We start from the raw sequence: 24,938 nt of genomic DNA on the forward strand, positions 1-24,938 counted from the left end.
AGGAACGGGAACCCCCATGGCGATCGAGATCAAGATGCCCGCGCTGTCGCCGACGATGGAGGAGGGGACGCTCGCCAAGTGGCTGGTCAAGGCCGGCGACACGGTCAAGTCGGGCGACATCCTGGCGGAGATCGAGACCGACAAGGCGACCATGGAGTTCGAGGCGGTCGACGAGGGCGTGATCGCCTCGATCGCGGTGGCCGAGGGCACGGATGGGGTGAAGGTCGGGACCGTGATTGCCACGATCTCCGAGGAAGGGGAGAGCGCCGCGCTTGCGCCGAAGGCGGAGGCCGCCGCACCACCCGCCCAGGGGGCCGAGCCGGTCGCGCGCTCGGAGGAGCAGGCCGAGGATCACGGCCTGCCGCCGAACCCGGGCGAGAAGGCGAGCGCGATGCCTGATGCTGGACGCGAGCGGGTGAAGGCAAGCCCGCTGGCGCGGCGGATCGCGGCGCAGAAGGGGGTGGAGCTGTCGTCGTTGTCGGGGTCCGGGCCGAACGGGAGGATCGTCCGGGCCGATGTGGAAGGCCTTCAGTCGGGGGACGGTCGGGCACCGATCACGCCACAGCTCGAGACTGGGCCCCGGCCTTCGTCGGGGAAGGAAGAAGTGGCCAACGTGGCATCGGTCGCGGCGTCCAAGCCGGTGGCCATTCCGGAGATCCCGCACGCGGCGACCAAGCTTTCCAACGTACGCAAGACGATCGCGCGCCGCCTCACCGAGGCGAAGCAGACGGTGCCCCACATCTACCTGACGGTGGACGTGCAGCTGGACGCGCTGCTCGCGCTGCGGGCCGAGCTCAACGACGCGCTGGAGGCGCGTGGCGTCAAGCTGTCGGTCAACGACCTGCTGGTGAAGGCGCTCGCGGCGTCGCTGATGCAGGTGCCCAAGTGCAACGTCATGTTCACGCCCGACCAGCTGATCGCGTTCAAACGCGCAGACATCTCCGTCGCCGTGTCGACGCCGGCCGGCTTGATCACGCCGATCGTCAGCGAGGCGGATACCAAGCCGGTGTCGGTGATCGCGACCGAGATCAAGGAACTCGCCGGCCGCGCCCGCGAGGGCAAGCTCAAGCCCGAGGAATATCAGGGCGGCACCGCGTCGATCAGCAACATGGGCATGTACGGGATCAAGCAGTTCGACGCGGTCATCAACCCGCCCCAGGGCATGATCCTGGCGGTCGGCGCGGGCGAGAAGCGGCCCTGGGTGATGCCGGACGGAACGCTGGGCGTGGCGACGATCATGTCGGCCACCGGCAGCTTCGACCACCGCGCGATCGACGGCGCGGACGGGGCGGAGTTGATGCAGGCGTTCAAAGGGCTGGTGGAGAAGCCGCTGGGATTGCTGGCGTAGATGGGCGAGGCCTCAGCCTTTCCCTCTTCCGTTGTGGGAGAGGGAGGGGCCCGCCGCGCAGCGGTGGGAGGCAGAGGGGTGCTGCTCGATCGCGCGCGGTCGATGCGAGCGGAGCCGACGCAGGCGGAACGCGTGCTCTGGGGTCTGTTGCGCGGCAAGCGGCTCGCCGATTTCAAGTGGAAGCGTCAACAACCTATCGGCCGCTACATCGTCGACTTCGTCTGCTTCGAGGCACGGCTGATTGTCGAAGCGAACGGCTCGCAGCACGTCGACAACGACTATGACGAACGGCGCGATACGTGGCTGAGGTCGCAGGGCTTCCGCTTGTTGCGCTTATGGAACAACGATGTTCTCGCCAGACCCACGCAAGTCGCGGATGCCGTCTACGCGGCGCTGAACGGCGAGCCTGACGGCTCGCCGACCCCTCTCCCCGGCCCTCCCCCGCAAGGGGGGAGGGAGCAGAAGGACGAACCCCTTGCCTGACACCTACGACCTCATCATCCTCGGCTCCGGGCCCGGCGGCTATGTCGCGGCGATCCGAGCGGCGCAGCTCGGGCTGAAGACGGCGATGGTCGAGCGGGAGCGGTTGGGGGGGATTTGCCTCAACTGGGGGTGCATCCCGACCAAGGCGTTGCTGCGGACGTCGGAAATCTACCACTACATGCAGCATGCGGCCGATTACGGGCTGAAAGCGGAGAAGATCGGCTTCGACCTCGATGCGATCGTGCAGCGCAGCCGCAAGGTGGCGGGGCAGCTGAATGCGGGCGTCAAGGGGCTGATGAAGAAGCACAAGGTCGCGGTGCATGAGGGCGTCGGCAAGCTGACCGCGCCGGGCAAGCTGACGGTGACGCAGGGCGATGCTTCCGTCGAGCTACAGGCCAAGCACATCCTGATTGCCACCGGCGCGCGCGCACGAGACCTGCCGTTTGCCAAGGCCGACGGCAAGCGCATCTGGACCTATCGCCACGCAATGGTGCCGGCCGAGATGCCGACAAAGCTGCTGGTGATCGGCTCGGGCGCGATCGGGGTGGAGTTCGCGAGCTTCTATCGCGACATGGGCGCCGAGGTGACGATCGTCGAGATGCTGCCGCGCATCCTGCCGGTCGAGGACGAGGAGGTCAGCGCCTTCATGGCCAAGCGGCTGGTCAAGGAGGGCATCCGGATCGTCACCGGCGCAGGCGTCGAGAAGATCGAGGTGGCGGGCTCCGGCGTCACGGCCAGCATCAAGGGCGGGGACGGCAAGGTCTCGACGGAGGATTACAGCCACGTCGTCGTCGCGATCGGGATCGTGCCCAATACGGAGGAGATCGGGCTGGAGGCGCTGGGGGTGAAGACCGAGCGCGGGCATATCGCCGTGGACGGTTTCGGCCGCACCAACGTCCCCGGCGTCTATGCGATCGGCGACGTCACCGGCGCGCCGTGGCTGGCGCACAAGGCGAGCCATGAGGGGATCGTCTGCGTCGAGAAGCTGGCCGGCGGCAACCCGCATCCGTTCGAGGTCTGGAACATCCCGGGCTGCACCTACTCCCGTCCGCAGGTCGCCTCGGTCGGCTTGACCGAGGCCAAGGCCAAGGAGGCAGGACATGAGGTCAAGGTGGGCAAGTTCCCCTTCATTGGCAACGGCAAGGCGATCGCGCTCGGCGAGGCGGACGGGTTTGTGAAGACGGTGTTCGACGCTGGCACCGGCGCGCTGCTCGGCGCGCACATGGTCGGCGCCGAGGTCACCGAGCTGATCCAGGGCTATGTCGTCGCGCGGCAGCTGGAGACGACCGAGGCCGAGCTGATGGAGACGGTGTTCGCGCATCCGACGCTCAGCGAGATGATGCACGAGAGCGTGCTCGCCGCCTATGGGCGGCCCATCCACATCTAGCCGGCGAGGGTGGCGTAGAGCTGCCGCGCCGCATGCGCCCAGGTGGCGGTGTGACGATTCGCCCAGGCGGTATCGCGCAGCCGGTGGTAGGTGTCGCCGCGGCGGGCAAGCTCGCCCAGCAGACGCGCGATGTCGGCGGGCGTCGCGTCCGGCCCGACGAGCAGTGCGCCCGGGCCCGCATGCTCGGGCGCGCCATCGACGTCCGGACCCAGGCCGGCCAGCGCTAGGGCCGCGAATTCACGCTGCGCCATGCCACCGAACTCCGAGCGCGACAGCAGGCAGCCTACCTCCGACCCGGCGACCAGGTCGATGAAGCGGTCAGCATCCCGCCGCTTGTCGACCAGGCCCAGCCACTCGACACCGGGGGTCGCCGCGAGTTGCGCCGGCATCGAAGCCTGCGGACAGCCGATCACGCTCAAGGTCAGCTCAGCGCCAGCCGCCCGGGCAAGCGGCAACGCCTCCAGCAGCCGGTCGAGCCCCTTGCGCATCCCGCCCATGCCGACGAACACTAGGCGCAGAGGCCCCGTCGGCGTGGGCGCGCGCGGTCGCGCGCTCCAGCGCGCATAGCTGCCCGGCTCCACATTGGCGCCCGGCACGACCACATGGACCCGATCCTCCGGCACCCCATAATCCGTGATGACGCTGCGGGCGGCCCAGTGGCTGTGACAGATGACGCCCGTCGCGCTGTGGTAGCCGCGCCGCTCGCGTTCCAGCGCAGCCTTCGCCCGGCGGGGCGGCAATGGCCGGGCGGTGTAGTCCGCGGAGGCCCATAATTGCGTCAGTGTACCGTCGATATAGAACCAGCGCGTCACGTCGGGGGCGTCGATCACCCAGTCTGGCAGCACCTGATAGCAGCTTGCGACGGTTCGTCCGCCCAGGGCTTGGCCCTGCCACATGCGGTTCAGGAACAGCGGTGAATATTGGAAGCCACCGAAGCGGCCGGTGGTGGCAAGGCTCATGATGTTCCAGGCCTTGCGCAGGCGCTCGCCGGGACGTCCCAGCACCAGCCCATCGAATGGCAAGCCCGCCGCGCGCGCGCCCTCGATCAGGTGCGCGGTGATGCCGCTCCAAACCGCGCGGTCGGTGGCGTCGCCGGCGGCCGACATCCAGACGGTCGGTCCGACTGCCGGCGCAACGTCGTGCGGCATGATATCCCCCCAGAAGTCCGGGCGCTTTGCCTGCTGGGCGGACGCAGGGCAACCCAGGCGAGGCGGGCGATCGAGCCGGGCCGGACCCTAAGCCGCGTCGCGTTCCGAGAATTGTCGCATGGCGAGTTCGCGCGCCTCGGTGACCGGCAGCGGCCGGCCGAAATAATAGCCCTGCACCTTCGAGCAGCCGAGCTCTTCGACCATCTTGTGCTCGGCCTCGGTCTCAACGCCTTCGGCAGTGGTGGCCATGCCCAAACTTTTGGCGAGCGCGACCACGGCGCGGATGATGGCGATCGCCTCGCGGACGCCCTTGGACGCGCCCTTGACGAAGCTGCGGTCGATCTTGATCGACGAGAAGCGGGTGCGCGACAGGTAACCCAGCGACGAATAGCCGGTGCCGAAATCGTCGAGGCTGAGCTTCACGCCCAGGTCGAGGACACGCTCCAGCACCTTGGTCGCGCCCAGCTCCTCATGCATGAAGACGCTCTCGGTCACCTCCAGCTCGAGCCGGTCTGCGTAAAGGCCGCTGCTCGCGAGCGCCGAGGTGACGGTGGCCACGAACTGCGGGTTGCGCAGCTGTTCGGCGGAGACGTTGACCGCGATGCGGATCGCGTGCGGCCATTGCGCGGCCTCGGCGCAGGCGGTGCGCAGCACCCATTCGCCGATCGGTTCGATCAGCCGAGCTTCCTCGGCGAGCGGGATGAACTTGGCCGGGCTGACGCTGCCGAATTCAGCCGAGTCCCAACGCAGCAGCGCCTCAAAGCCGGTCAGTCGGCCGGAGCCGGCGTCGACCACGGGCTGATAATGGAGGTGCATCTCGCCATTCTCGAGCGCGCCGCGCAGCGCGATCTCGAGTACGCGGCGCTCTTCGGCCTGGACATGCAAGGCGGGCTCATAGGACTGGAAGATGCCGCGGCCGCCGTCCTTCGCGCGATACAGCGCCAGATCGGCCGAACGGATCAGCATCTCCGCGGTGCGGCCGTCGCGCGGACCGGTGGCGAGCCCCACCGAGGCGCCGATGTACAGCGTGTGCTGATCGACCTCGTAGGGCCGCGACAAGGTCTCGATAATCGCGCCCGCCAGTCGCTCGACTCCCGCCGTGTCGGTCGCGTCGCGAATGACGACCGCGAACTCGTCGCCGCCCAGCCGACCGCACATCTCGTTGGCGCCCATCAGTTGCGCGAGCCGCTGCGACACGCGGCTCAGCAAGCGGTCGCCGACCGGATGACCCAGCGTATCGTTGACCGCCTTGAAGCGGTCGAGGTCGATCATCATGAAGGCACAACGGCGCCCCCATTTCTCGGCCTCCGCCATCGCGCGTACCAAGGTCTCGTTGATCATCAGCCGGTTGGGCAGGCCGGTGAGCGTGTCAAAGCGCGCCATCCGGTTGATCTTGTCGGCCGAGGCGCGCTGTTCCGTCACATCGGAGCCGACGCCCCGGAAGCCCACGAACGCACCGCGTTCATCCTGACGCGGGCTGGCGGACAGCTCCCACCAGCGCTCCTCGCCATTGATGTACACCGGCAAGCGCAGGTCGCGGAAGCTCTCGCGCGCCTTCATCTTCTCGGCCAGCGTGCGCAGCGCATTGGCGAAATTGCCGGTTTCCCAGGTCGGTCCGGCCAGCACCTGCAGGAAAGGCATGCCGTTGATCGAGACGAGATCGAGCCCGCATGCGACCGCGAAACGCGGCGAAGCCTTAACCACCCGCCTGGCGGCGTCGGTTTCCCACAGCCAGTCAGCGCCTTGTTCCTCGAACTCGCGCAGCAGCAGGCTGACCGTTTCGTCACGTTCCGCGAGCGCCATCTGACCGGCGCGGATCATGACCAACGCGCGGGTACGCCCGATGCACATTATGACCATGATGGCGGCGAACAGGCCGACACCGGCAGCGGCGGCGTGCGCCTGATGCATCACCAAAGCCCCGGCCATGCTGGCGCCGACGATGATCAGAAAGGCCAGGGTCGCCAATGCAAGCGGCGCGAGCGCGACCGCGGCCGCGCTCATCAGCACGACGAGCACGAGGCCGATCCCCGCGGTGGCCACCGGGCCGGCGTTCCCGGCGAGCATGAGCGGTACTATGCTCCAGACCAGCCCGAGCGCGACTCCGCCCCAAGCGGTGCCACGCAGATCCTGGAGTCGCGCATAGCCGTCGGCGCGATGATGCGATCCAAGCCGCCGCAAGGTGATGACGGTAGCGATGACGCCGACCGACGCGGCCCAGGTTCCGAGCGGCAGCCAGGCGACGCTGCCCGCCAGCAGCAGGACGGTGGCGACGGCGCCGATCAGATTGGCGCTGAGCAGGAACAGCGCCAGTTCTCTTCCGGCATGAAGCTGGGCGGCGCGGATGCGACCCCACTCGGGCGAATCGACGCCGTCGCTGATCCCGAGCAGCGTCTTGAGAGCGAACCCGGTGGGTCCGGCGTGAGCGGGGGAAAGCGGTTGCACGAGAACGCTGCTAGCGACCGAGGGTTATCGCTTGGTTTCCCTCGATCCGATTTGCGTGATTTAATTGACGCAGATCAGGTTTTATTGCGCTTACACGATCTTTGAAGGCGCCGGTCGCTTCGCACCGGTCGCTGCGGCTCGATCATGCGGCGATGGCGTAGGGCTTTATGTCGCCGCTGAGATACAGATTGCGTGCCTTCGCGCGGCTCAGTTTACCCGAGCTCGTGCGCGGCAGCGTCCGCGGGGGGATCAGCTCGATCACGCAGTTCATGCCGGTGACCGAGCGGACGCGCTCCCGGATCTCCTCGCGCAGGCGGTTGCGCTCGCCGTCGTCGAGACTGCGGCACTGGACCAGCACCGCCGGCGTCTCCTCGCCCGACGGAGTGGTGATCGCAAAGGCGGCGATATCGCCCGCCTTGAAGCCGGGCAGCTGCTCCACCGCCCATTCGATGTCCTGCGGCCAGTGGTTGCGGCCGTTGACGATGATCATGTCCTTGGCGCGGCCGACGATGTAGATGTAGCCACCCGACATGTAGCCCATGTCGCCGGTGTCGAGCCAACCGTCCGCCATGCACGCCGCCGTCGCGTCTGCATCGCGGAAATAACCGACCATCACCGAAGGGCCCTTGCACCAGACCTTGCCGATCGCGCCTTCGGGAAGGAGCGCGCCGTCCTCCTCACGGATCTCGACGGTCATGTCGCGCACCGGCTTGCCGCAGTTGACGATGGCGCGAAAGCGCGGCGGGCGGGGGCCGTCGTTTTCGCCGAGACTGCCGCCGCCCGACAGCTGCGTCTCCTCGACCAGCTCGACCCGGATGCCTTCGCCCGGCGGCATGATCGACACCGCCAGCGTCGCCTCAGCGAGGCCGTAGGAGGGAAGAAAGGCCGATGCCTTGAAGCCCGCGTGCGCGAACCCGTCGACGAACGCCTGCATGACATCGGGTCGGATCATGTCCGCGCCGTTGCCGGCCACCCGCCAGCGCGACAGGTCGAAACGGCCCGACGCTTTGGTCTGCGAGGACATGCGCCGGGCGCAGATGTCATAGCCGAAGGTCGGCGAATAGGAGAGGCTGGTGCCTTCGTTGCGGGTGATCAAGTCGAGCCAGGCGAGCGGACGCCGCGCGAAATCCTCCGTTTTCAGATAGTCGGTCGAAACCTGGTTCGCGACCGGCGACAGGAAGCAGCCGACCAGTCCCATGTCATGGTACCATGGCAGCCAGGACACGCAGCGGTCGCTCGGCTGCAGCTCCATGCCGTGGCCGTGCGCCGCGAGGTTGTTGAGCAGCGCGTGGTGGGTGATCGCAACGCCGTGCGGAAACCGCGTCGAACCGCTGGAATATTGCAAATAGGCGATCGCATCGCCGCTCGCCTGCGGCAGGGGCGCATCGGGCACCGACCGGGCGGCGAATGCCTCCCAATCGGCCGGCTCAACCGCCGCCAGCTGCGCCGCTTCCGCGGCAAAGGTGGCAAGCTCGGGCGGAAAGAGGAGCATGCGCGGATCGCAGCTTGTCAGCTGGACCCGGAGCTGCTCGACATAGGAGTCGCGCCCGCCGAACGAGGTCGGCAGCGGCAGCGGCACCGGCCAGGCACCGGCATAGATCGCGCCGAAGAATAGCGCCGCGAATTCCGGTCCGGTCTCCGCGACCAACGCCACCCGGTCCTCGGGCACGATGCCGGCGGCGATCAGCCGCCGCGCCGCCATCAGCGCATCCTCGCGTAGCTCGGCAAACGGGTAGGGCCGGGTCAGCTGGCCGCGCGCATCGTGGAAGTTGAGGCCGCGCGTTCCCAGCGCGGCATAATCCAGCGCCTCGCCCAGGGTGGAGAAGTCGGCATAACGGCGGGCCCGGCCATCGTCGGTAGGCGTGGGAGCAGGCGCGGCGTCACCGGCCTGATCGGGGTCACTCGCCATAAGGGTCCTTTGATCCAAACTGGGACGCCCGATCGTCCACCCAACGTCTTAGCGCGCCGCAACGTTCGCATTCAGGTGCTACTGTGGCACAAACATGGCGCATGAACCGCGAGCGCCGCCCACCCCCGCCGCTGGACGGCGCTGCCCTGGAGCGGCTGGCGCTGCGGTATGTAGAGCGGTTCGCGACCACGCGCGGCAAGCTGACCGATTATCTGCGCCGCAAGGTGCGCGAGCGGGGTTGGGAAGGAGAGCCCGCCGAGCCGGTCGCGATGGCGGAGCGGATGGCCGAACTGGGGTATATCGACGACCTCGCCTTTGCCCAGGCCAAGGCGGCCGCCTTGGGTCGGCGCGGACTGGGGGCGCGGCGGGTGTCGGGGGCGCTGATCCAGGCGCGGGTCGAGGAGGCCGATCGCGACACGGTCGCGCCCGAAGTCGCGGGGCGGGCGATCGAGGCCGCGCTCGCCTTCGCAAGGCGCAAGCGGCTCGGGCCGTGGGCGCGAGTGGAAGTGGACCGCGCGGGGCGGGACAAGCAGCTGGCGGCGATGTTGCGGGCCGGACACCCGCTGGACCTGTCGCGGCGGATACTCGCGCTCCCGCAAGGCGTTGAACCTAGTGCGGATGAACTAGGTTAGGTTTTAGTGTACTACGCGTTGCGGCGACCGTGCCGCGTGGCTAGCAGGCCGACAAAGGTAATGCGTGTTATGCGTGGCGAGACACGAGCAGCGGAGGACGATAGCGGTGCCGGCGGCGCGTCCGACGCTGTGCGCGTCGCGGGCGTGATCAAGTGGTTCGACGTGACCCGCGGGTTCGGATTCGCGGTGGCAGACGACCCGGAGATCGGGGACGTGCTAATCCATTTCTCGGTGCTGCAGCCGCACGGCCGGCGCTCGCTGCCCGAGGGGGCGCGGGTCGATACGCTGGCGGTGCAGCGCGGGCGTGGCTTCCAGGCGCGTGACGTCCTGTCGATTGACCTGTCCGAGGCGGTGATGGAGCCGCCGCCCAGCCGCCGTTTTGACAGCGACCGGGTCGATCCCATCGCGCTGGTCGACGAGGCGGGTCCGTTCGAGCCGGTGGCCGTCAAGTGGTTCAACCGGCTCAAGGGCTATGGCTTCCTGGTGCGCGGGTCGGATGGGGCCGACGTGTTCGTGCACATGGAAACGCTGCGCCGCGGCGGCATCCAATCGGTGGAGCCGGATCAGCCGCTGCGCGCACGCGTGGTTGCGGGACGAAAAGGGCCGCTGGCGGTCGCGGTGGACGACCGGACGTGACGTGGCGGCTGGTCCTCGCCGCACTGGCGCTGACCGCGCCGGGCTGCGCCCGTGGCGACGGCGACACCGAGGCGGCGGCCACGGTCGCGACGCTGCTGCCCGTGACGATCACCGGCGCGGGCGGAACCCATGTCTTCCAGGTCGAGGCGGCGAAGACCGCCGCTGCGCAGGCGCGGGGGCTGATGTATCGCACCGACCTGCGCCCGAATGGCGGCATGCTGTTCTGGCCCTATCCCCCCGATGGCGGTCCGCCGCGCCCGGCGAGCTTCTGGATGAAGAACACCCCGAAGCCGCTCGATATCATCTTCATCCGCGCCGACGGCACCATCGCTCGCATCGCGGAGAACACCATCCCCTTCTCCGAAGAGCAGGTTCCCTCCGGCGAGCCCGTCACGGCCGTGCTGGAGGTGATCGGCGGGCGTGCCGCGGAACTTGGCATCAGCGAGGGCGACAGGGTCAGCTGGCCGGGACGGTAGCGCCGGTTGAAGCGCCCCGCGCCAGCCGCTAGGGCGCGCGGATGGGCATCAACCTCAATCCATTCACCTGGTGGAACGGCGCCAGCTGGGGCACCATGATCGGGCTGCGCGGCAAGACGCGGGTCGGCGAGGATGCCGCCGGCAACGTCTATTGGGAGGGCGGCCGCGACACCGGCGGGCTTCCGCGCCGCTGGGTCATCTATCAGGGCGCCAACGACGCCAGTCGGGTCTCGCCGGGCTGGTTCGCGTGGCTGCACCATCAACTCGACTCCGTGCCCGACCAGGCGCTGCCGCCGCCGCGCGAATGGGAGAAGCCGGGGATCGCGAACATGACCGGCACGGCGCTGGCGTATCGCCCGTCGGGCGCGTTGGAGAAGGGTGGCCAGCGGGCGACCGCCACGGGCGATTACGAAGCCTGGACTCCGGAATGACGGGTCGAACGCGGTGGCTGGCCGCGGCGGCACTGATCCTTGTGTTGGCGGTGGCGGGCTGGTTCGGCTGGCGCGCGATGCGCGGGCCGGCGGCCGAGCCCGCGCCGGTGGTGCAGGAGGTGACGGACGAGGCCGCGGACGCCGAGACGGTCCAGACCGTCCGGACCGATGCGCCGACCATCGTCACGGCCGGAACGACGCCGATGCCGCAACGGGTGGCGGTGCTCGGCCTGCTCAACAAGCGCAACAGCCAGGCCCGCGACGTGACGCTGAAGCCGGGGCAGGGGGTCGAGATCGGCGACGTCCGCATCCGCCTGCGGGCATGCGAGACAACCGCGCCCTGGGAGACGCAGCAGCTGACCGGCGCGTTCACCCAGGTGGACGTGCGGGGTCCGGATGGAGTCTGGCGGCGGCCCTTTTCCGGCTGGCTCTACAAGGAGCGGCCCGGCATCAACGTCGTGCAGCACGCCATCTATGACGTCTGGGTCAAGAGCTGCACGATGTCTTTCCCCGCCACCGGCCCGGAGACCGAGAAGTTGTCGGGCCCGGCGCCGCGATCGAGCGCGCGGAAGTCGCCTGGCGCTCCGTCCGCCGTCGTCAGCGAGACGCCGGGCACGCCCGCCAACGCCGCGGACACTGCCGACAGGTAGTCCGCGCGGTCGACTTCCACCGCACCGAGCGTGGCGAGATGCGCGGTCTGGAACTGGCAGTCGAGCAGGGTGAAGCCGCCGACACGAAGCCGTGCGACCAGCCATGCCAGTGCGACCTTCGATGCGTCGGTGGCACGGCTGACCATCGATTCGCCGAAGAACGCGCGGCCGAGCGCCAGGCCATACAGTCCGCCGACCAGCCGCTCGCCGTCCCAGCATTCGACCGAATGCGCGAAGCCGCGTTGGTGGAGCTGCAGGAAGACCTGCTCGATACTCGTGTTGATCCACGTCTCCGGCCGGTCGTCCGCCGCCTGCGCGCACAATGCAATGACATTGGCGAAGGCGTGATCGGCGGTGACGCGGAAGCGATCGGCGGCAATGGTGCGCCGCAGCGAACGGCTGAGATGGAACCCGTCGAGCGGCAGAATGGCGCGACGGCGGGGCTCCACCCAATAGACCGACCGCGCGTCGCGGGAATCGGCCATCGGGAACACGCCGACCGAATAGGCGCCCAGGACCAGCTGAGGATCCAGTGCTTCCATCAGCGAGGCGGGCGGGACCGCCGTAGTCCCGCGTTGCTAGCCGTCAGGCGCGGCAGGACATCGCGGCCTTGCCCGGTCGCGTGAGGGTAACGCCCGCTTCGCTGTCGCCGGTCATCGACCAGCCACCCTCGGCGGTCAGCGGCTCACCCGCGGCCGGTGCCTTGAGCAGGACCGGCGTGCCGTCCGCCTTGTCCTTGACCACCGCCTGCATGTCGCCCTCGAAGAAGGTCACGAACGCGAGGCTGTTGTCCTTGCAGCGAAAGGTCTTGTCGGCCTTGATCGCGGGCGGCAGCTCGGTGGAGGTGACGTTGGCGGCGACGGCCTCGTTCGCGGCGTCGGCGGCATTGGCGGCGCGCTCGCTGGGCGACGGGCCGCACGCCGAGAGCAGCATCGCGGCAGAGAGGATGAGGAGGGGCGAGGTGCGGAGGGCTTGGCTCTTCATGGCCCGGTGCTTCGCGCATGCAGCATAATGCGTCAAGACGGGTCATTCGTGGAATTCATCGAGCTCGGGAATGCGGCCGAACGCGATCTTGGTGCCGACCCGGTCGAGGCGGCCGCCGCCGAGCGGCCCGACGCTGACCGCGTTGCGCCCCCAACGCTCGTTGATCCGGTCCATCGCGCGGCTGAGCTGCAAGCCGCGGGTCTCGCGCGCCAGCGGATCCTCCGGATCGAGATGCACCCAAAGCGATGCCTGCTCGCCGGCGACGGCCTCGATCTCGGCCAGCGTGACGCCGATCATGCGCAGCCGGAAACCGCCCGGCCGCCCGCGCCCCACGTCGCGCAACCGGGGGAACAGCGCATCGAGGCGCGACAGGATGACGAAGCTGTCCTGCGTCGCAGGCAGCCGGATCGATGCGCGCCACCCCGACCTGTCGTCCTCCCATTTGGCATGAAGGATCAGCAGCCGGGCACGGTAGCCCTTGCGTCGTAGCCGGCTGCCCCCCTTCAAAGCCGGCCTCCGCGCGGTCAGCCGGGCCGGCTCCAGGCCGCGATGGGCGGGGGAGAGGACGTGGCTGTGACCGATGGTGCGGCTTGGCGGGAAGGTCGACGCCGTGAAGCTGATACCAGAGTCGGTCGCCGTCGATGCCGCCCCAGGCGTGACCGGCGTCACGCGGGCGGCGCGCGAGCAGCTGGCGGATGTCGTTCACCCCGTCGCGCGCGAGCCGCGCCTCCATCTTCGCGCCGATGCCCGAGATTTGACGCAATGCCAGCGGGTAGAGCGCGTGCGGCAGGTCGCTCGCCTCGAACACGACGAGGCCGTCTGGCTTCTGGAGATCGGAGGCGAGCTTGGCCAGGAGGCGGTTGGGCGCGATCCCGACCGAGCTGGTCAGCCGCTCGCCGACATGCGCACGGATGCCGGCCTTGATGCGGTGGGCCAACGCCGTGGCGGCATCGCGGCTGTTCTCGTTGTCGAGCAGCCGGCAGGCCATCTCGTCGATCGAGCAGACCTGCGTCACCGGAATGTGCCGCCATACCTCGGCGACGATCGCCTCGTGGAACTCGACATAGCGTTCATGGCGCGCAGGCGTGACGATCAGCTCGCGGCACTTCTGCTTCGCCTCCCATACCGGCGTCCCCGTCCTGATGCCGAACCGCTTCGCCTCGACCGAGGCGGCGATCGCGACCGTGGTATCGGAGTCGACCGGCGCGACGATCACCGGCTTGCCGCGTAGCGAGGGCTGCAGCTGCTGCTCGACCGAGGCGAAATAGGAGTTGAGGTCGAGGAACAGCCAGCGCAGCGGGCGGGGCGGGAGGTCGGGGCCGCGAAGTTGTCGAAGTTGCCGGCATCGCGCTTCAATCTCGCCCGCTAGGTCGTCCGCGACGAACGGGTCGGTTGCGAGAGGCGACTCGGAAGCGAGCATGGCGGCAGAACAATAGCGGAACGTTCGTCTGTAGGACAGGACGGGATCATTGGTCGGCTGCAACTTACGGCAGCGCAATGCCCAACCGGTGATACTCCGCGATGATCAAACGATGGAGCCGCCTCCGGCGAGCAATTCCACTGGCGGCAGGCTCCTCGATCCCGGCGACGACATCCGGATCGTCGATGACCAAGCCTTCGCCACTGTTGTCCATCGTTCAATGAACCTTAGCGGTATGTCACGAGGAGAGACGACAGACGGGGCCGTCGTGGTTCAATCGGGGTGCCGCGAAGCCCGCGCATGACGCGTCCAAGCAAGCTTTGCTTGGACCGCAATCGGGCCAGGCCTATTGCACCGCCATGCCCACGCTCCCCGACACCCTCGCGCTCATCGGCAATACCCCCCTCGTCCGGCTCAAGGGCCCGAGCGACGCCGCCGGCGCCGACATCTTCGGCAAGTGCGAGTTCACCAATCCGGGTGCGTCCGTGAAGGACCGGGCGGCACTGGCGATCGTGCAGGACTATGAGGAGCGCGGGCAGCTTCAGCCCGGCGGCACGATCGTCGAGGGGACGGCGGGCAACACCGGTATCGGCATGGCGCTGGTGGCGAACGCCAGGGGCTACAAGACGATCATCGTCATGCCCGAGACCCAGTCCAGGGAGAAGATGGACACGCTGCGCGCGCTCGGCGCCGAGCTCGTGCTGGTGCCGGCGGCACCCTATTCCAGTCCGTGCCACTTCGTGCACACCTCGCGTCGGCTGGCGGAAGAGACGCCCGGCGCGGCGTGGGCCAATCAGTTCGACAACGTCGCCAACCGCCGCGCGCATGTCACCGGCACCGCCGAGGAGATTTGGACGCAGATGGAGGGGCGGGTGGACGGCTTCACCTGCGCGGTCGGGACGGGGGGGACGCTGGCGGGCGTGGGGCTGGGGCTGAAGGCCAAGGACGAGCGGGTCACCATCGCGCTGAGCGATCCCCACGGCGCGGCGCTGTACGATTATTATGCCTGTGGCGAGCTGCGCGCCGAGGGATCGTCGGTCGCGGAAGGGATCGGACAAGGGCGGATCACCGCCAATCTGGAGGGCGCGCCGATCGACACGCAGTTCCGGATCAGCGATCAGGAGGGATGGACCTGGGTCAAGCGGCTGCTGGAGGAGGAGGGGCTTTGCCTGGGTCTGTCGTCGGGGATCAACGTCGCCGGCGCGATCCACCTGGCGCGGCGCTTGGGGCCGGGCAGCCGGGTGGCGACGATCCTGTGCGACACCGGTTTCAGGTACCTTTCGACGCTACATGACCCTGCCTGGCGCGCCGCCAAGGGCCTCGAGTGAGGCATGAGCCGAGCACGTCGCGCGACCAAGAGTCGACAGGGGCGTAGCGACTCGGTACATCCCGACACTTGAGCATGGCGTCTTCTCACCAGACCAGCCAGCGCGTGAAGGTCGGCGCGATCGGGCTGGTCGTCGTCATCCTGCTGATCGCGCTCGCCAGCGCCATTCTCGGATCCGCCAGCCGCGACCGGCCCATCGAGGTGTCGGGCAGCGCGAAGCCGGACGTCGTCGCCAACATGGCGCTGGGTAACGAACAGACGCAGTCGAGCGAACCGCTTGCCGACATGGGTGTCTCGCCCGGCGGGCAGAATGATTCCAGCGCGGCGCAATGAGGCGAGCGATGGCACTTGTCGTGGTGGCCGACCTGATTTGGCCGGAGTCTGCGCGCGCGCACCGGTGCGTCAGTAATGTCGAGGGCTCCAGCTGAAGAACCGGGAGCAAATTCCCCGCAGATCCCGTAAAATCCCGTTGCGTCCCCGCCGGCGCCCATGTACATCCTGCGTCACAGCAGGGGCATCATCTTCGTTTGCGTGATCCGCAGGCGAGAGGCGGCGAAGGTCGCTTCTCGCGCCGGGGAAGGTGCGCGCTGCTACGGGGAATGTGCGCGTGTCGGACCGGGGCTGGTATCAGGGGGATGGCATCGGCCTTGTCGACGACAAGGGCCGCGTCTCCATCCCTGCCGCGCTTCGCCAGACACTCAGCGCCAACTACCCCAAGGCAAACGGTAAGGACGGCGGCACCGTCATCGTCGGCGCGCATCAGAAGCATCGCTGCCTAGTCGCCTATGACCCCGCCTACCTCGACATCCTCGCTGCCCAGCTAGACAGCCGCGAGGCGGCGCACACCGCCGAGGACGGCGAGCGCGACTATAACATCAAGCGGCGCGCCGCGATGGGCGAGGCGGTGCCGTTTGACGGCTCCGGCCGCTTCATCATGCCGGCTTTCCCCCGCTTTCACGCAGGGATCGGCGCACACGCCTTCTTCTATGGCGTCCTCGATTACATCGAGATCTGGGACCCCAAGACGCTGATCGAGACGTCGGACTATCCCGACGTCGTGAAGTCGATGGCCAAATTCTACATGGCCGAACGCGGGGTGACGCTGTGAGCGGCGCCCCCCACCACATCCCGGTCCTCCTCGACGAGGTCGTCTGTGCACTCGCTCCTTCCCCCGGCGAGCGACATGTGGACGCGACCTTCGGGGCGGGCGGGTACGCGCGGGCGCTTCTGGAACGGGGCGCCCGCGTGATCGCTTTCGATCGCGATCCCGACGCGATCGCCGCCGGCCGTGCCGCGGCATTGGAGGGACTGACGCTGGTCGAGGGCGAGTTCTCCGCGCTCGAGCAATCGGTCGACGCGCCGGTCGACGGGCTGACGATGGATGTCGGTGTGTCATCGATGCAGCTCGACCAGCCCGAGCGCGGCTTCGCCTTCTCCACCGATGGGCCGCTCGACATGCGGATGAGCCAGGCGGGGCCGAGCGCCGCCGACTTCCTCAACGAGGCCGACGAAGAAGCGATCGCCGACGTGTTGTATCGCTATGGCGACGAGCCTAAATCGCGCCGCATCGCGCGCGCCATCGTCGCCGCGCGGCCGCTGACCCGCACGGCCGAGCTGGCCGCGCTGGTGCGCAAGGCGCTGGGGCACCGGCCGCACGACAAGAAGGACCCGGCGACGCGGACCTTTCAGGCGGTGCGCATCCACATCAACCGCGAGCTGGACGAGCTGGCCGACGGGCTGGCGGCGGCGGAGCGGGTGCTGAAGCCCGGCGGACGGCTGGCGGTGGTGACGTTCCATAGTTTGGAGGACCGGCTGGTGAAGCGGTTCCTGCGCGACCGCTCGGGCGCGACGCCGGCGGGCTCGCGGCACCTGCCGGCGGTCGCGGCGGGACCGGCGGCCAGTTTCGAGGCGGTCGGCAAGGCGATCCGCCCGAGCGAGGCCGAGCTGACGCGCAACCCGCGCGCGCGATCGGCGACATTACGGACGGCGCGGCGGACGGCCGCGCCCGCGTGGCTAGTAGGGGTAGGCGTATGACGGCGGCGTATCGCCTTAAGGGCATCGGCTGGTTCATGGTGTTGGTGGGCGTCGTGCTCGGCTTCTACCTGATCTCGTTGCAGGTCGCGACCGAGCGCAAGAAGCTCGACGGCATGAACCGCGCGATCGCGGCGGCGGAGCGCGACATCCGCGCGCTGGAGACCGAGTTCGATACGCGCGCGAACCTGTCGCAGCTGGAGAAGTGGAACGGCGATACGCTGGCGCTGGCGGCACCCGTGGCGGCGCAGTTCGTGTCGGATGCCGCGTTGGCGACGCTCGACCCACATCGCCCCGGGCTGTCGAGCGTGCAGACCGCGGCGTTGGTGGTGCCTGCCTATGCGGTCCCTGCGCTGCCGGAGGTGGTCCCGCCGCCGGTGGCCGCGCCGGCTCCTGCTCGCGTCGCCGTCGCCGCTGCGACGGCGACGGCGCGGACGACGAATCCTCGGGGGAATACCCTCACAGAGGCGATCCGCACGGTGGCGCCCTCCGGGCGCGATGCGCCGGCGATCGCCAGGCTGGCGGAGGCGGCGCGCGTGACCGCAGCGATGGCAAAGGTGCGCCCGCAGGCGGTGGCAATGCTGGACCGCAAGCTGCTGTCGGACACCACCTTTGGTGACATCATGAGCGGGGCGCGCCGCGAAGCGGGCCGCAACCGTTGAGCATCGTCGTTGCCCGTCCGATGCCGGCCCGGCGCGGCGCGCAGCGCGGCCAGCTGGTGGCGCTCGCGCATACCCGGCTGATGATGCTTATGCTGCTGTTCGCCGCCGCGGTCGCGCTGGTGATCGGGCGGCTGGCAATGCTCGCCGCGTTCGGCGGCGCCGAGATCAGGGTCAACGTCGCGACGCTGGCGGCGCGCGCCGACATCGTCGACCGCAACGGCCAGCCGCTGGCGCGCACCATCGACGCCTGGACGATCGCCGTCCACCCGCGCCAGCTGATGGGCGACAAGATGGAGCTGGCGGCCAAGCTCGCGGCGCTGATGCCCGAGCGCGGCGACCAGGCATGGTTCTATGGCCAGCTGAGCAAGGATGTGAGTTTCAGCTACCTGCAGCGCCGCGCCTCGCCGACGCTGGTCGAGCAGGTCAACGCGCTGGGCGAGCCGGCGCTGGTGTTCGCGCGCGAGACGCAGCGGCTGTACCCGCAATCGACGCTGGCGGCGCATGCGCTGGGCTTCCTGTCGACGGACGGCCACGGGATGAGCGGGATGGAGCGGGTGCTCGACGCCCGCTTGCTTGATCCGAAGAACGACGGCCCGCCGGTGGCGCTGTCGCTCGACACGCGGGTGCAGGCGGCGATGGAGTCCGAGTTGGGCCGCGCGATGGGCGCGTATCAGGCCAAGGCGGCGTCCGGGCTGGTGCTCGACGTGCATACCGGCGAACTGCTGGCGATGGTGTCGCTGCCGGTGTTCAACCCCAACCGCGTCGGCATGGCGGGCAGCGAGCAACTGCGCAACGTCAATACCCAGAGCGTTTACGAGCTCGGCTCGGCGCTGAAGCCCATCGCGATCGCCGCCGCGATCGACACCGGCGTGGTCAGCTCGATGTCGCGGCGCTTCGACGCCACCGCACCGCTGCAGGTCGGCCGCTTCAAGATCAAGGACGACCACGCGCAGAACCGCTGGCTCAACATTCCCGAGACGCTGATCCATTCGTCCAACATCGCCACGGCGCGGATCGCCGACGAACTGGGTGCGGCACGGCTGCAGACCTGGTTCCGCAAGCTCGGCTTCGATCAGAAGCCCGAGATCGAGCTGCGCGAGAAGGGGCGGCCGCTGTGGCCGGTGTTCTGGGCGCGGACGACGACCATGACGACCGCTTACGGTCACGGCATGGCGGTGACGCCGCTGCACCTGGCCAACGCCTATGCGACGCTGGTCAATGGCGGCATCGCGCGGCCGGCAACGCTGCTGAAGAAGGCGCCCGGCGCGGTGGCGGGGACGCGGGTGATGAGCGAGGCGACCAGCGCGCGTTTGCGGCAGCTGCTGCGGCTGATCGTGCTGGAGGGCACCGGGCGCAAGGCGGAGGCGCCGGGCTATCGCGTCGGCGGCAAGACCGGGACGGCCGAGGTGGCGCAGGGCGGCGGTTATGCCAAGAACGCCAATGTCTCGACCTTCGCGGCGGCTTTCCCGATGGACGCGCCGCGCTATGTGGTGATCGCCATGATGGACTCGCCCAAGCGCGTCGAAGCGAACCAGTTCCAGACGACGGCGGCCTATACCGCCGCGCCGGTGGTCAGCCGCGTCATCACGCGTGTCGGCGCGATGCTGGGCGTGATGCCGGACGAGCGCCGCGACGTCGATCTCACCGACCTCAAACCGATGATCTGGCGCGCGCCGGGCGAGGCGGGCTCGCATGGCGAGTAGGCGATGAAGCTCGGCGCGTTGACCGGCGGCGACGAGCAGGTCGCCATCACCGGCTTCGCGATCGACCATCGCAAGGTGGCGCCCGGCACGGTGTTCGGTGCCTTTCCGGGCGCGCGTGTCAACGGCGAGGACTATATCCCCGACGCGGTGCGCGCAGGCGCCGCGGCGGTGGTCGCGCGGCCCGAGGCGCGCGTCGAGGGCACTACGCACATCGTCGCCGACGAGCCGCGGCAGCGGTTCGCCGCGCTCGCCGCGCGGTTCTTCGCGCCGTTCCCCGCTACCTGCGTCGCGGTGACCGGCACCAACGGCAAGACCTCCACCGTCGAGATGACGCGGCAGCTGTGGCGGATGGCGGGGCACCATGCCGCTTCTCTCGGCACACTTGGCGTGACTACCGCCGACGAGCGGGTGACGACCGGGCTCACCACGCCCGACGTGGTGACGTTCCTGTCCAACGTCGCCGGGCTGGCGCGCGAGGGCGTGACGCACCTCGCCTTCGAGGCGTCGAGCCATGGGCTATCGCAATACCGGACCGAGGGACTACCGATCGCGGCGGCGGCGTTCACCAACCTGTCGCGCGACCATCTCGACTATCATGGCGACATGGCGGCGTATCTGACCGCCAAGCTGCGGCTGTTCTCCGAGGTGCTCGCCGATGACGGTGCGGCGGTGGTGTGGGCGGATGATCCGGAGTCGGCACGGGTGATCGACCTGGCGCGCGAGCGGGGCAACCGGCTGCTGACGGTCGGTACCCGCGGCTGCGCGCTGCGGCTGACCGGGAGTGACCCGACGCTGCTGGGCCAGGGGCTGACGATCGAGGCGGCGGGGCGGACGTTTCATGTGCGGCTGCCGCTGATCGGGGGCTATCAGGCGGCGAATGCGCTGGTCGCGGCGGGGCTGGTGATCGCGACCGGCGGCGATGTCGCGGAGACGCTGGCGAACCTCGCGCGGTTGCAGCCGGTGCGCGGGCGCCTTGAGCGCGCGGCGATCACGCGGGCAGGCGCGCCGGTCTATGTCGATTATGCCCACACCCCGGACGCGATCGAGGCGGCGGCGGCGGCGTTGAAGCCGCATGCCGGCGGCAGGCTGATCCTGGTGTTCGGCGCCGGCGGCGACCGCGACGAGGGCAAGCGCGAGGCAATGGGCCGGGTGGCGGCGGCTAACGCCGACCGCGTCATCGTCACGGACGACAACCCGCGGTCGGAGGATGCGGGTGCCATCCGCGCGGCAGTGCTGAAAGGCGCGGTGGGCGCGGAAGAGATCGGCGACCGGCGCGCGGCGATCGCGGCGGCGGTGACGGACGCCGGGCCGGAGGACATCGTGCTTATCGCCGGCAAGGGTCACGAGCAGGGGCAGATTGTCGGCGACCTGGTGCTGCCGTTCGACGATGTGCAGGTGGTGCGGGAGTGTTGTTCGTGATCGGGGCGGCATTCCCTGCCCACTTGCGGGAGCGGCTAGGGGAGGGGATGTTTCTCGACCGCCCCGAACATGCCCTCCCCCAGCCCCTCCCGCAAGCGGGAGGGGAGTTTTGACGGTCCTCTGGACCGCCGCTGAGATCGCTGCCGCTTGCCACGGGACCGCGTCTGGTGACTTCGCCGTGACCGGCGTTGCGTTCGACTCGCGCGAAGTCGGGGCGGGCGACTTGTTCGTAGCCTTGAAGGGCGGGGCGACGGATGGTCACCGCTTCCTGCCGCATGCGTTTGCGCAAGGCGGGGCGGGGGCGATCGTCTCGGAAGCCTGCGACCATCCGCATGTGCTGGTCGCCGATACGATACTGGCGCTCGACGACCTCGCGCGTGCCAGTCGTGCGCGAACGGCCGCGACGATCGTCGGTGTCACGGGATCGGTCGGCAAGACGAGTGCCAAGGAGGCGCTGTGGGCGGCGCTCGATCGCGGCGCGCCGGGACGGGTGCATCGCTCGGTCAAGAGCTACAACAACCATACCGGGGTGCCACTAAGCCTAGCGCGGATGCCGCGCGACAGCCGGTTCGCGGTGTTCGAGATGGGCATGAACCATGCCGGCGAACTGGCGCAGCTGACCCGGCTGGTGCGCCCGCATGTGGCCGTGATAACCACCGTCGCCGCGGTCCACATGGAGTTCTTCGCGGACGAGGCGGCCATCGCTGACGCCAAGGCGGAAATCTTCCAGAGCCTGGAGCCGGGCGGCACCGCGATCGTGCCGTTCGACAATCCCCACCGCGAGCGGCTAATCGCGGCGGCACGACCTCATGCGGGGCGGCTAGTCACCTTCGGCAGCGCTGACGGTGCGGACGTGCGCGCGCTGGAGGTGATGCGCTCGGACAGCGGCGGCAGCTTCGTGACCGCGCGGGTCGGGGAGCGCGAGCTGTCCTTCACCTTGTCGCAGCCTGGCGCACACTGGGTGGCCAATGCGCTGGCGGTGCTGGCGGCGGTTGACGCGGCGGGCGCCGATCTGGGGCTGGCCGGGCTGGCGCTGGCGGAACTGGGCGGGCTGCCGGGGCGCGGCGCGCGGTTCCGGACCGCGAGCGGCGCGCTGGTGCTGGACGAGAGCTACAACGCCAACCCGACATCGATGCGCGCAACGCTGGCGGTGCTGGCGGACGAGCCCGGACGGCACGTCGCGGTGCTCGGCGCGATGGCGGAGTTGGGCGTCGACTCAGCGGCCTACCATGCCGATCTGGCGCAGCCGGTGCTCGACGCGGGCGTCGAGACGATTCTGCTGGTCGGCGAAGCAATGGCGCCGCTAGCCACAGCGCTTGAGCAAAAGGTTAACGTCGTGCATGTGCCCGATGCGGCCGCGGCGGTGGCGGCTTTGCGCGATGTCGTGCGGTCAGGCGACGCGGTGCTGGTCAAGGGCAGCAATTCGGTCGGGCTGTCGCGTGTGATCTCGGCGCTTGGGGGTAAGGCGTAGATGCTGTTATGGATTGCCGAATATCTGGGCTTTCCGGGGCTGCTCAACCTCGTGCGCTATCAGAGCTTCCGGACCGGGGCGGCGGTGACCACGGCGCTGTTCTTCGGGCTGCTGATCGGGCCGAAGTTCATCGGTTGGCTGCGCGTGCGCCAGGGCAAGGGACAGCCGATCCGCGCCGACGGGCCGCAGACCCACCTCGCCAAGCGCGGCACGCCGACGATGGGCGGGCTGATGATCCTGACCGCGATGAGCCTGGCCATCCTGCTGTGGATGGACCTGACCAATTCCTATGTCTGGGTGTGCCTGTTCGTCACGCTGGGGTTCGGCGCGATCGGGTTCCTCGACGATTACGACAAGGTGACCAAGGCGACCACGGCGGGCGTGCCGGGGCGGGTGCGGCTGCTGCTGGAGTTCATCATTGCCGGCGTCGCGGCGTGGATCATCATGGAGCAGAACGGGCCGCGCCTGTACCTGCCCTTCACCCAGGCGATGTATTTCGAGCTGGGCTGGTTCTTCCCGCTGTTCGCCGCCTTCACCATCGTCGCGTTCGGCAATGCGGTGAACCTGACCGACGGGCTGGACGGCTTGGCGACGATGCCGGTAATCATCGCCTCGGTCGCGTTCATGATCATCGTCTATCTGAGCGGCAACGCCAAGTTCGCCGACTACCTGGGCATCCCGCATGTGCGCGGTGCGGGCGAGCTGGCGCTCTTCTGCGGCGCGGTGATCGGGGCGGGGCTGGCGTTCCTGTGGTACAATGCGCCGCCGGCGGCGGTGTTCATGGGCGACACCGGCAGTCTCGCGCTCGGCGGGGCGCTCGGCACCATCGCGGTGGTGGCGCATCACGAGATCGTGCTGGGGATCATCGGCGGGCTGTTCGTGGTCGAGGCGATGAGCGTCATCGTCCAGGTGTTCTGGTACAAGCGCACCGGCAAGCGCGTGTTCCGCATGGCGCCGATCCACCACCATTTCGAGCAGCTCGGCTGGAGCGAGCCGACGGTGGTGATCCGCTTCTGGATCGTCAGCCTGGTGCTGGCGTTGGCTGGACTCAGCACGTTGAAGCTGCGGTGATCACCAACAGCGCCTGGGCGGGGAAGCGGTTCGCGGTGCTCGGGCTGGCGCGCTCCGGCGCGGCGGCGGTTGCTGCGCTGGTGGCGAGTGGCGCGAGCGTAGTGGCATGGGATGCTGACGCAGATCGCCGAGCTGGCTTTTCTAACTTCCCCGGCGTCCGCCGGGGAGGGGTCGGGATGGGCGATCTGGATGATCTCTCCGGCTTCGACGCTCTGGTGGTGTCGCCTGGGGTGCCGCTCAACACGCATCTGCTGGCCGCGAAGGCACATGATGCGGGTGTGCCGATCATCGGCGACATCGAGCTGTTCGCGCAGGCCCGCGCCGAACTGCCGCCGCACAAGGTGGTCGGCATTACCGGCACCAACGGCAAGTCGACCACTACGGCGCTGGTCCACCACATCCTCCAGACCGCCGGCTTGCCGAGTCTGATGGGCGGCAATATCGGGCTGCCGATCCTCAGCGTCGAGCCACTGCCCGAGGGCGGCGTGTATGTGCTGGAGCTGTCATCCTATCAGATCGACCTGACGCACACGCTCGACTGCGACGTGGCCGTGCTGCTCAACGTCACGCCCGATCATCTCGACCGCTATGACGGGTTCGAGGCCTATGCGGCGTCGAAGGCGCGGCTGTTCGCGATGCAGTCGCCTCGTCACGAGGCGGTAATCGGGATCGGGAACCTCCCTTCCGCGAAGATCGCGCGTTCGCTCGCGGATCGGGGTGAGCGTCTGACCAAGATCGCGCCGGGCGTGTGCCTCGACCAAGGGCGCTGGCCGGCGCTACAGGGGCCGCACAACGCGCAGAACGCGCTTGCCGCGATCGCCGTGTGCAAGGCGCTGGGTGTCGCCGAGCGCGACATCGACCGAGGGTTGGAGAGCTTCGCCGGCCTGCCGCATCGCATGGAGCGGGTGGCGACTCGTGGCGGGGTGCTGTTCGTAAACGATTCCAAGGCGACCAACCCGGACAGCACCGCGCCGGCGCTGGCGGCCTATGATCGCGTGCACTGGATCCTGGGCGGCCGCGCGAAGGGCGACGACCTCGACGCATGCGCCCCGCATTTCGGGCATGTCGCGCGTGCTTACACGATTGGCGAGGCGGCACCCGTGTTCGCCCGCGCGCTCGACGGCCGCGTGCCGGTCGAGCAGGCGGAGACGCTCGACCGCGCCGTGGCGAGTGCCGCGTCCTACGCGCGGGCCGGCGACACGGTGCTGCTCAGCCCGGCCGCCGCCAGCTTCGACCAATTCCGTGACTATGAGGATCGCGGCGCCACGTTCCGGCAGTTGGTGGAGGCGCTCGCGTGACCGATGT

General features: G+C 69.0%; 24 protein-coding genes and 2 pseudogenes. 18 read left to right on the forward strand and 8 right to left on the reverse strand.

All coding sequences use genetic code 11. The annotated features are described in order from the left end of the window. Window positions 1-16: 16 nt before the first annotated feature. The 3 genes from VFQ64_RS07000 (at window position 17) to lpdA (ending at window position 3,218) form a co-directional block, all read left to right on the forward strand. Window positions 17-1,348, forward strand: coding sequence for a pyruvate dehydrogenase complex dihydrolipoamide acetyltransferase (locus VFQ64_RS07000; protein WP_325102586.1), 1,332 nt, complete (start codon window positions 17-19; stop codon window positions 1,346-1,348). Window positions 1,349-1,426: 78 nt separating this feature from the next. Further along, the gene (locus tag VFQ64_RS07005) at window positions 1,427-1,831 is read left to right on the forward strand and encodes a DUF559 domain-containing protein (RefSeq protein ID WP_325102587.1); all 405 of its coding nucleotides are present in this window, start codon (window positions 1,427-1,429) and stop codon (window positions 1,829-1,831) included. After that, window positions 1,824-3,218 (forward strand): dihydrolipoyl dehydrogenase, encoded by a 1,395-nt coding sequence (gene lpdA, locus VFQ64_RS07010; protein ID WP_325102588.1) that lies wholly within the window; start codon window positions 1,824-1,826, stop codon window positions 3,216-3,218. Before VFQ64_RS07005 ends, lpdA begins: the two co-directional genes overlap by 8 nt. Here the strand turns inward: lpdA and VFQ64_RS07015 are convergent. The 3 genes from VFQ64_RS07015 to VFQ64_RS07025 form a co-directional block, all read right to left on the reverse strand. Continuing rightward, entirely contained in the window at window positions 3,215-4,366 is a 1,152-nt protein-coding gene (locus VFQ64_RS07015) for a glycosyltransferase family 4 protein (RefSeq protein WP_325102589.1), read from the reverse strand. The genes lpdA and VFQ64_RS07015 overlap by 4 nt on opposite strands. Window positions 4,367-4,453: 87 nt before the next feature. Then, window positions 4,454-6,811: a putative bifunctional diguanylate cyclase/phosphodiesterase gene (locus VFQ64_RS07020; protein WP_325102590.1), complete on the reverse strand. Its 2,358-nt coding sequence runs from the start codon at window positions 6,809-6,811 to the stop codon at window positions 4,454-4,456. A 142-nt stretch (window positions 6,812-6,953) separates the two neighbouring features. Further along, a complete protein-coding gene (locus tag VFQ64_RS07025; RefSeq protein WP_325102591.1) occupies window positions 6,954-8,720 on the reverse strand; it encodes a fatty acyl-AMP ligase in 1,767 nt (588 codons plus the stop codon). 101 nt (window positions 8,721-8,821) lie between these two features. Between VFQ64_RS07025 and VFQ64_RS07030 the strand changes: the two genes are divergently transcribed. From VFQ64_RS07030 to VFQ64_RS07050, 5 genes and pseudogenes are all read left to right on the forward strand, one after another. Further along, window positions 8,822-9,352, forward strand: a complete 531-nt coding sequence (locus VFQ64_RS07030) for a RecX family transcriptional regulator (protein ID WP_325102592.1) — start codon at window positions 8,822-8,824, stop codon at window positions 9,350-9,352. Between the two features lie 69 nt (window positions 9,353-9,421). Continuing rightward, entirely contained in the window at window positions 9,422-9,988 is a 567-nt protein-coding gene (locus VFQ64_RS07035) for a cold-shock protein (protein ID WP_325103404.1), read from the forward strand. Then, a complete protein-coding gene (locus tag VFQ64_RS07040) occupies window positions 9,985-10,464 on the forward strand; it encodes a DUF192 domain-containing protein (protein ID WP_325102593.1) in 480 nt (159 codons plus the stop codon). The genes VFQ64_RS07035 and VFQ64_RS07040 overlap by 4 nt, the downstream gene beginning before the upstream one ends. 41 nt (window positions 10,465-10,505) lie before the next feature. Beyond that, window positions 10,506-10,895, forward strand: coding sequence for an NADH:ubiquinone oxidoreductase subunit NDUFA12 (locus VFQ64_RS07045; RefSeq protein ID WP_325102594.1), 390 nt, complete (start codon window positions 10,506-10,508; stop codon window positions 10,893-10,895). 203 nt (window positions 10,896-11,098) lie between these two features. Further along, window positions 11,099-11,332, forward strand: a pseudogene (locus tag VFQ64_RS07050) (DUF2155 domain-containing protein); the annotation flags it as partial. A gap of 35 nt (window positions 11,333-11,367) precedes the next feature. On the opposite strand, the gene aat reads toward VFQ64_RS07050, so the two are convergent. The 5 genes and pseudogenes from aat to VFQ64_RS07075 form a co-directional block, all read right to left on the reverse strand. Then, window positions 11,368-12,087, reverse strand: a complete 720-nt coding sequence (aat, locus tag VFQ64_RS07055) for a leucyl/phenylalanyl-tRNA--protein transferase (protein ID WP_325102595.1) — start codon at window positions 12,085-12,087, stop codon at window positions 11,368-11,370. Between the two features lie 43 nt (window positions 12,088-12,130). Continuing rightward, window positions 12,131-12,529: a hypothetical protein gene (locus tag VFQ64_RS07060; RefSeq protein WP_325102596.1), complete on the reverse strand. Its 399-nt coding sequence runs from the start codon at window positions 12,527-12,529 to the stop codon at window positions 12,131-12,133. Between the two features lie 42 nt (window positions 12,530-12,571). After that, window positions 12,572-13,198: a hypothetical protein gene (locus tag VFQ64_RS07065; protein ID WP_325102597.1), complete on the reverse strand. Its 627-nt coding sequence runs from the start codon at window positions 13,196-13,198 to the stop codon at window positions 12,572-12,574. A gap of 223 nt (window positions 13,199-13,421) precedes the next feature. After that, window positions 13,422-13,949 (reverse strand): annotated as a pseudogene (locus VFQ64_RS07070) (DNA polymerase Y family protein); the annotation flags it as partial. Window positions 13,950-14,013: 64 nt separating this feature from the next. Continuing rightward, window positions 14,014-14,163 carry a hypothetical protein gene (locus VFQ64_RS07075; protein WP_325102598.1) on the reverse strand — a complete coding sequence of 50 codons (150 nt, stop codon included), beginning with the start codon at window positions 14,161-14,163 and terminating at the stop codon, window positions 14,014-14,016. Window positions 14,164-14,308: 145 nt separating this feature from the next. On the opposite strand from VFQ64_RS07075, the gene VFQ64_RS07080 reads away from it, so the two are divergent. From VFQ64_RS07080 to murD, 10 genes are all read left to right on the forward strand, one after another. Continuing rightward, a complete protein-coding gene (locus tag VFQ64_RS07080) occupies window positions 14,309-15,277 on the forward strand; it encodes a cysteine synthase A (protein ID WP_325102599.1) in 969 nt (322 codons plus the stop codon). A gap of 74 nt (window positions 15,278-15,351) precedes the next feature. Beyond that, window positions 15,352-15,609, forward strand: coding sequence for a hypothetical protein (locus tag VFQ64_RS07085; protein ID WP_325102600.1), 258 nt, complete (start codon window positions 15,352-15,354; stop codon window positions 15,607-15,609). A gap of 274 nt (window positions 15,610-15,883) precedes the next feature. Then, the gene (locus VFQ64_RS07090) at window positions 15,884-16,384 is read left to right on the forward strand and encodes a division/cell wall cluster transcriptional repressor MraZ (RefSeq protein WP_325102601.1); all 501 of its coding nucleotides are present in this window, start codon (window positions 15,884-15,886) and stop codon (window positions 16,382-16,384) included. Further along, the gene (gene rsmH / locus VFQ64_RS07095) at window positions 16,381-17,310 is read left to right on the forward strand and encodes a 16S rRNA (cytosine(1402)-N(4))-methyltransferase RsmH (RefSeq protein WP_325102602.1); all 930 of its coding nucleotides are present in this window, start codon (window positions 16,381-16,383) and stop codon (window positions 17,308-17,310) included. Before VFQ64_RS07090 ends, rsmH begins: the two co-directional genes overlap by 4 nt. After that, window positions 17,307-17,969, forward strand: coding sequence for a hypothetical protein (locus VFQ64_RS07100; RefSeq protein ID WP_325102603.1), 663 nt, complete (start codon window positions 17,307-17,309; stop codon window positions 17,967-17,969). Before rsmH ends, VFQ64_RS07100 begins: the two co-directional genes overlap by 4 nt. Beyond that, entirely contained in the window at window positions 17,966-19,672 is a 1,707-nt protein-coding gene (locus VFQ64_RS07105) for a penicillin-binding protein 2 (RefSeq protein ID WP_325102604.1), read from the forward strand. The genes VFQ64_RS07100 and VFQ64_RS07105 overlap by 4 nt, the downstream gene beginning before the upstream one ends. 3 nt (window positions 19,673-19,675) lie before the next feature. Continuing rightward, window positions 19,676-21,091, forward strand: a complete 1,416-nt coding sequence (locus tag VFQ64_RS07110; protein WP_325102605.1) for a UDP-N-acetylmuramoyl-L-alanyl-D-glutamate--2,6-diaminopimelate ligase — start codon at window positions 19,676-19,678, stop codon at window positions 21,089-21,091. A gap of 109 nt (window positions 21,092-21,200) precedes the next feature. Beyond that, window positions 21,201-22,562 (forward strand): UDP-N-acetylmuramoyl-tripeptide--D-alanyl-D-alanine ligase, encoded by a 1,362-nt coding sequence (locus VFQ64_RS07115; RefSeq protein WP_325102606.1) that lies wholly within the window; start codon window positions 21,201-21,203, stop codon window positions 22,560-22,562. Beyond that, a complete protein-coding gene (mraY, locus tag VFQ64_RS07120; RefSeq protein ID WP_325102607.1) occupies window positions 22,563-23,633 on the forward strand; it encodes a phospho-N-acetylmuramoyl-pentapeptide-transferase in 1,071 nt (356 codons plus the stop codon). Continuing rightward, window positions 23,630-24,931: a UDP-N-acetylmuramoyl-L-alanine--D-glutamate ligase gene (murD, locus tag VFQ64_RS07125; RefSeq protein ID WP_325102608.1), complete on the forward strand. Its 1,302-nt coding sequence runs from the start codon at window positions 23,630-23,632 to the stop codon at window positions 24,929-24,931. Before mraY ends, murD begins: the two co-directional genes overlap by 4 nt. The last annotated feature ends 7 nt before the right edge of the window (window positions 24,932-24,938 follow it).

The sequence above is a fragment of the Sphingomonas sp. genome, from assembly GCF_035714405.1.
Classification (GTDB): domain Bacteria; phylum Pseudomonadota; class Alphaproteobacteria; order Sphingomonadales; family Sphingomonadaceae; genus Sphingomonas.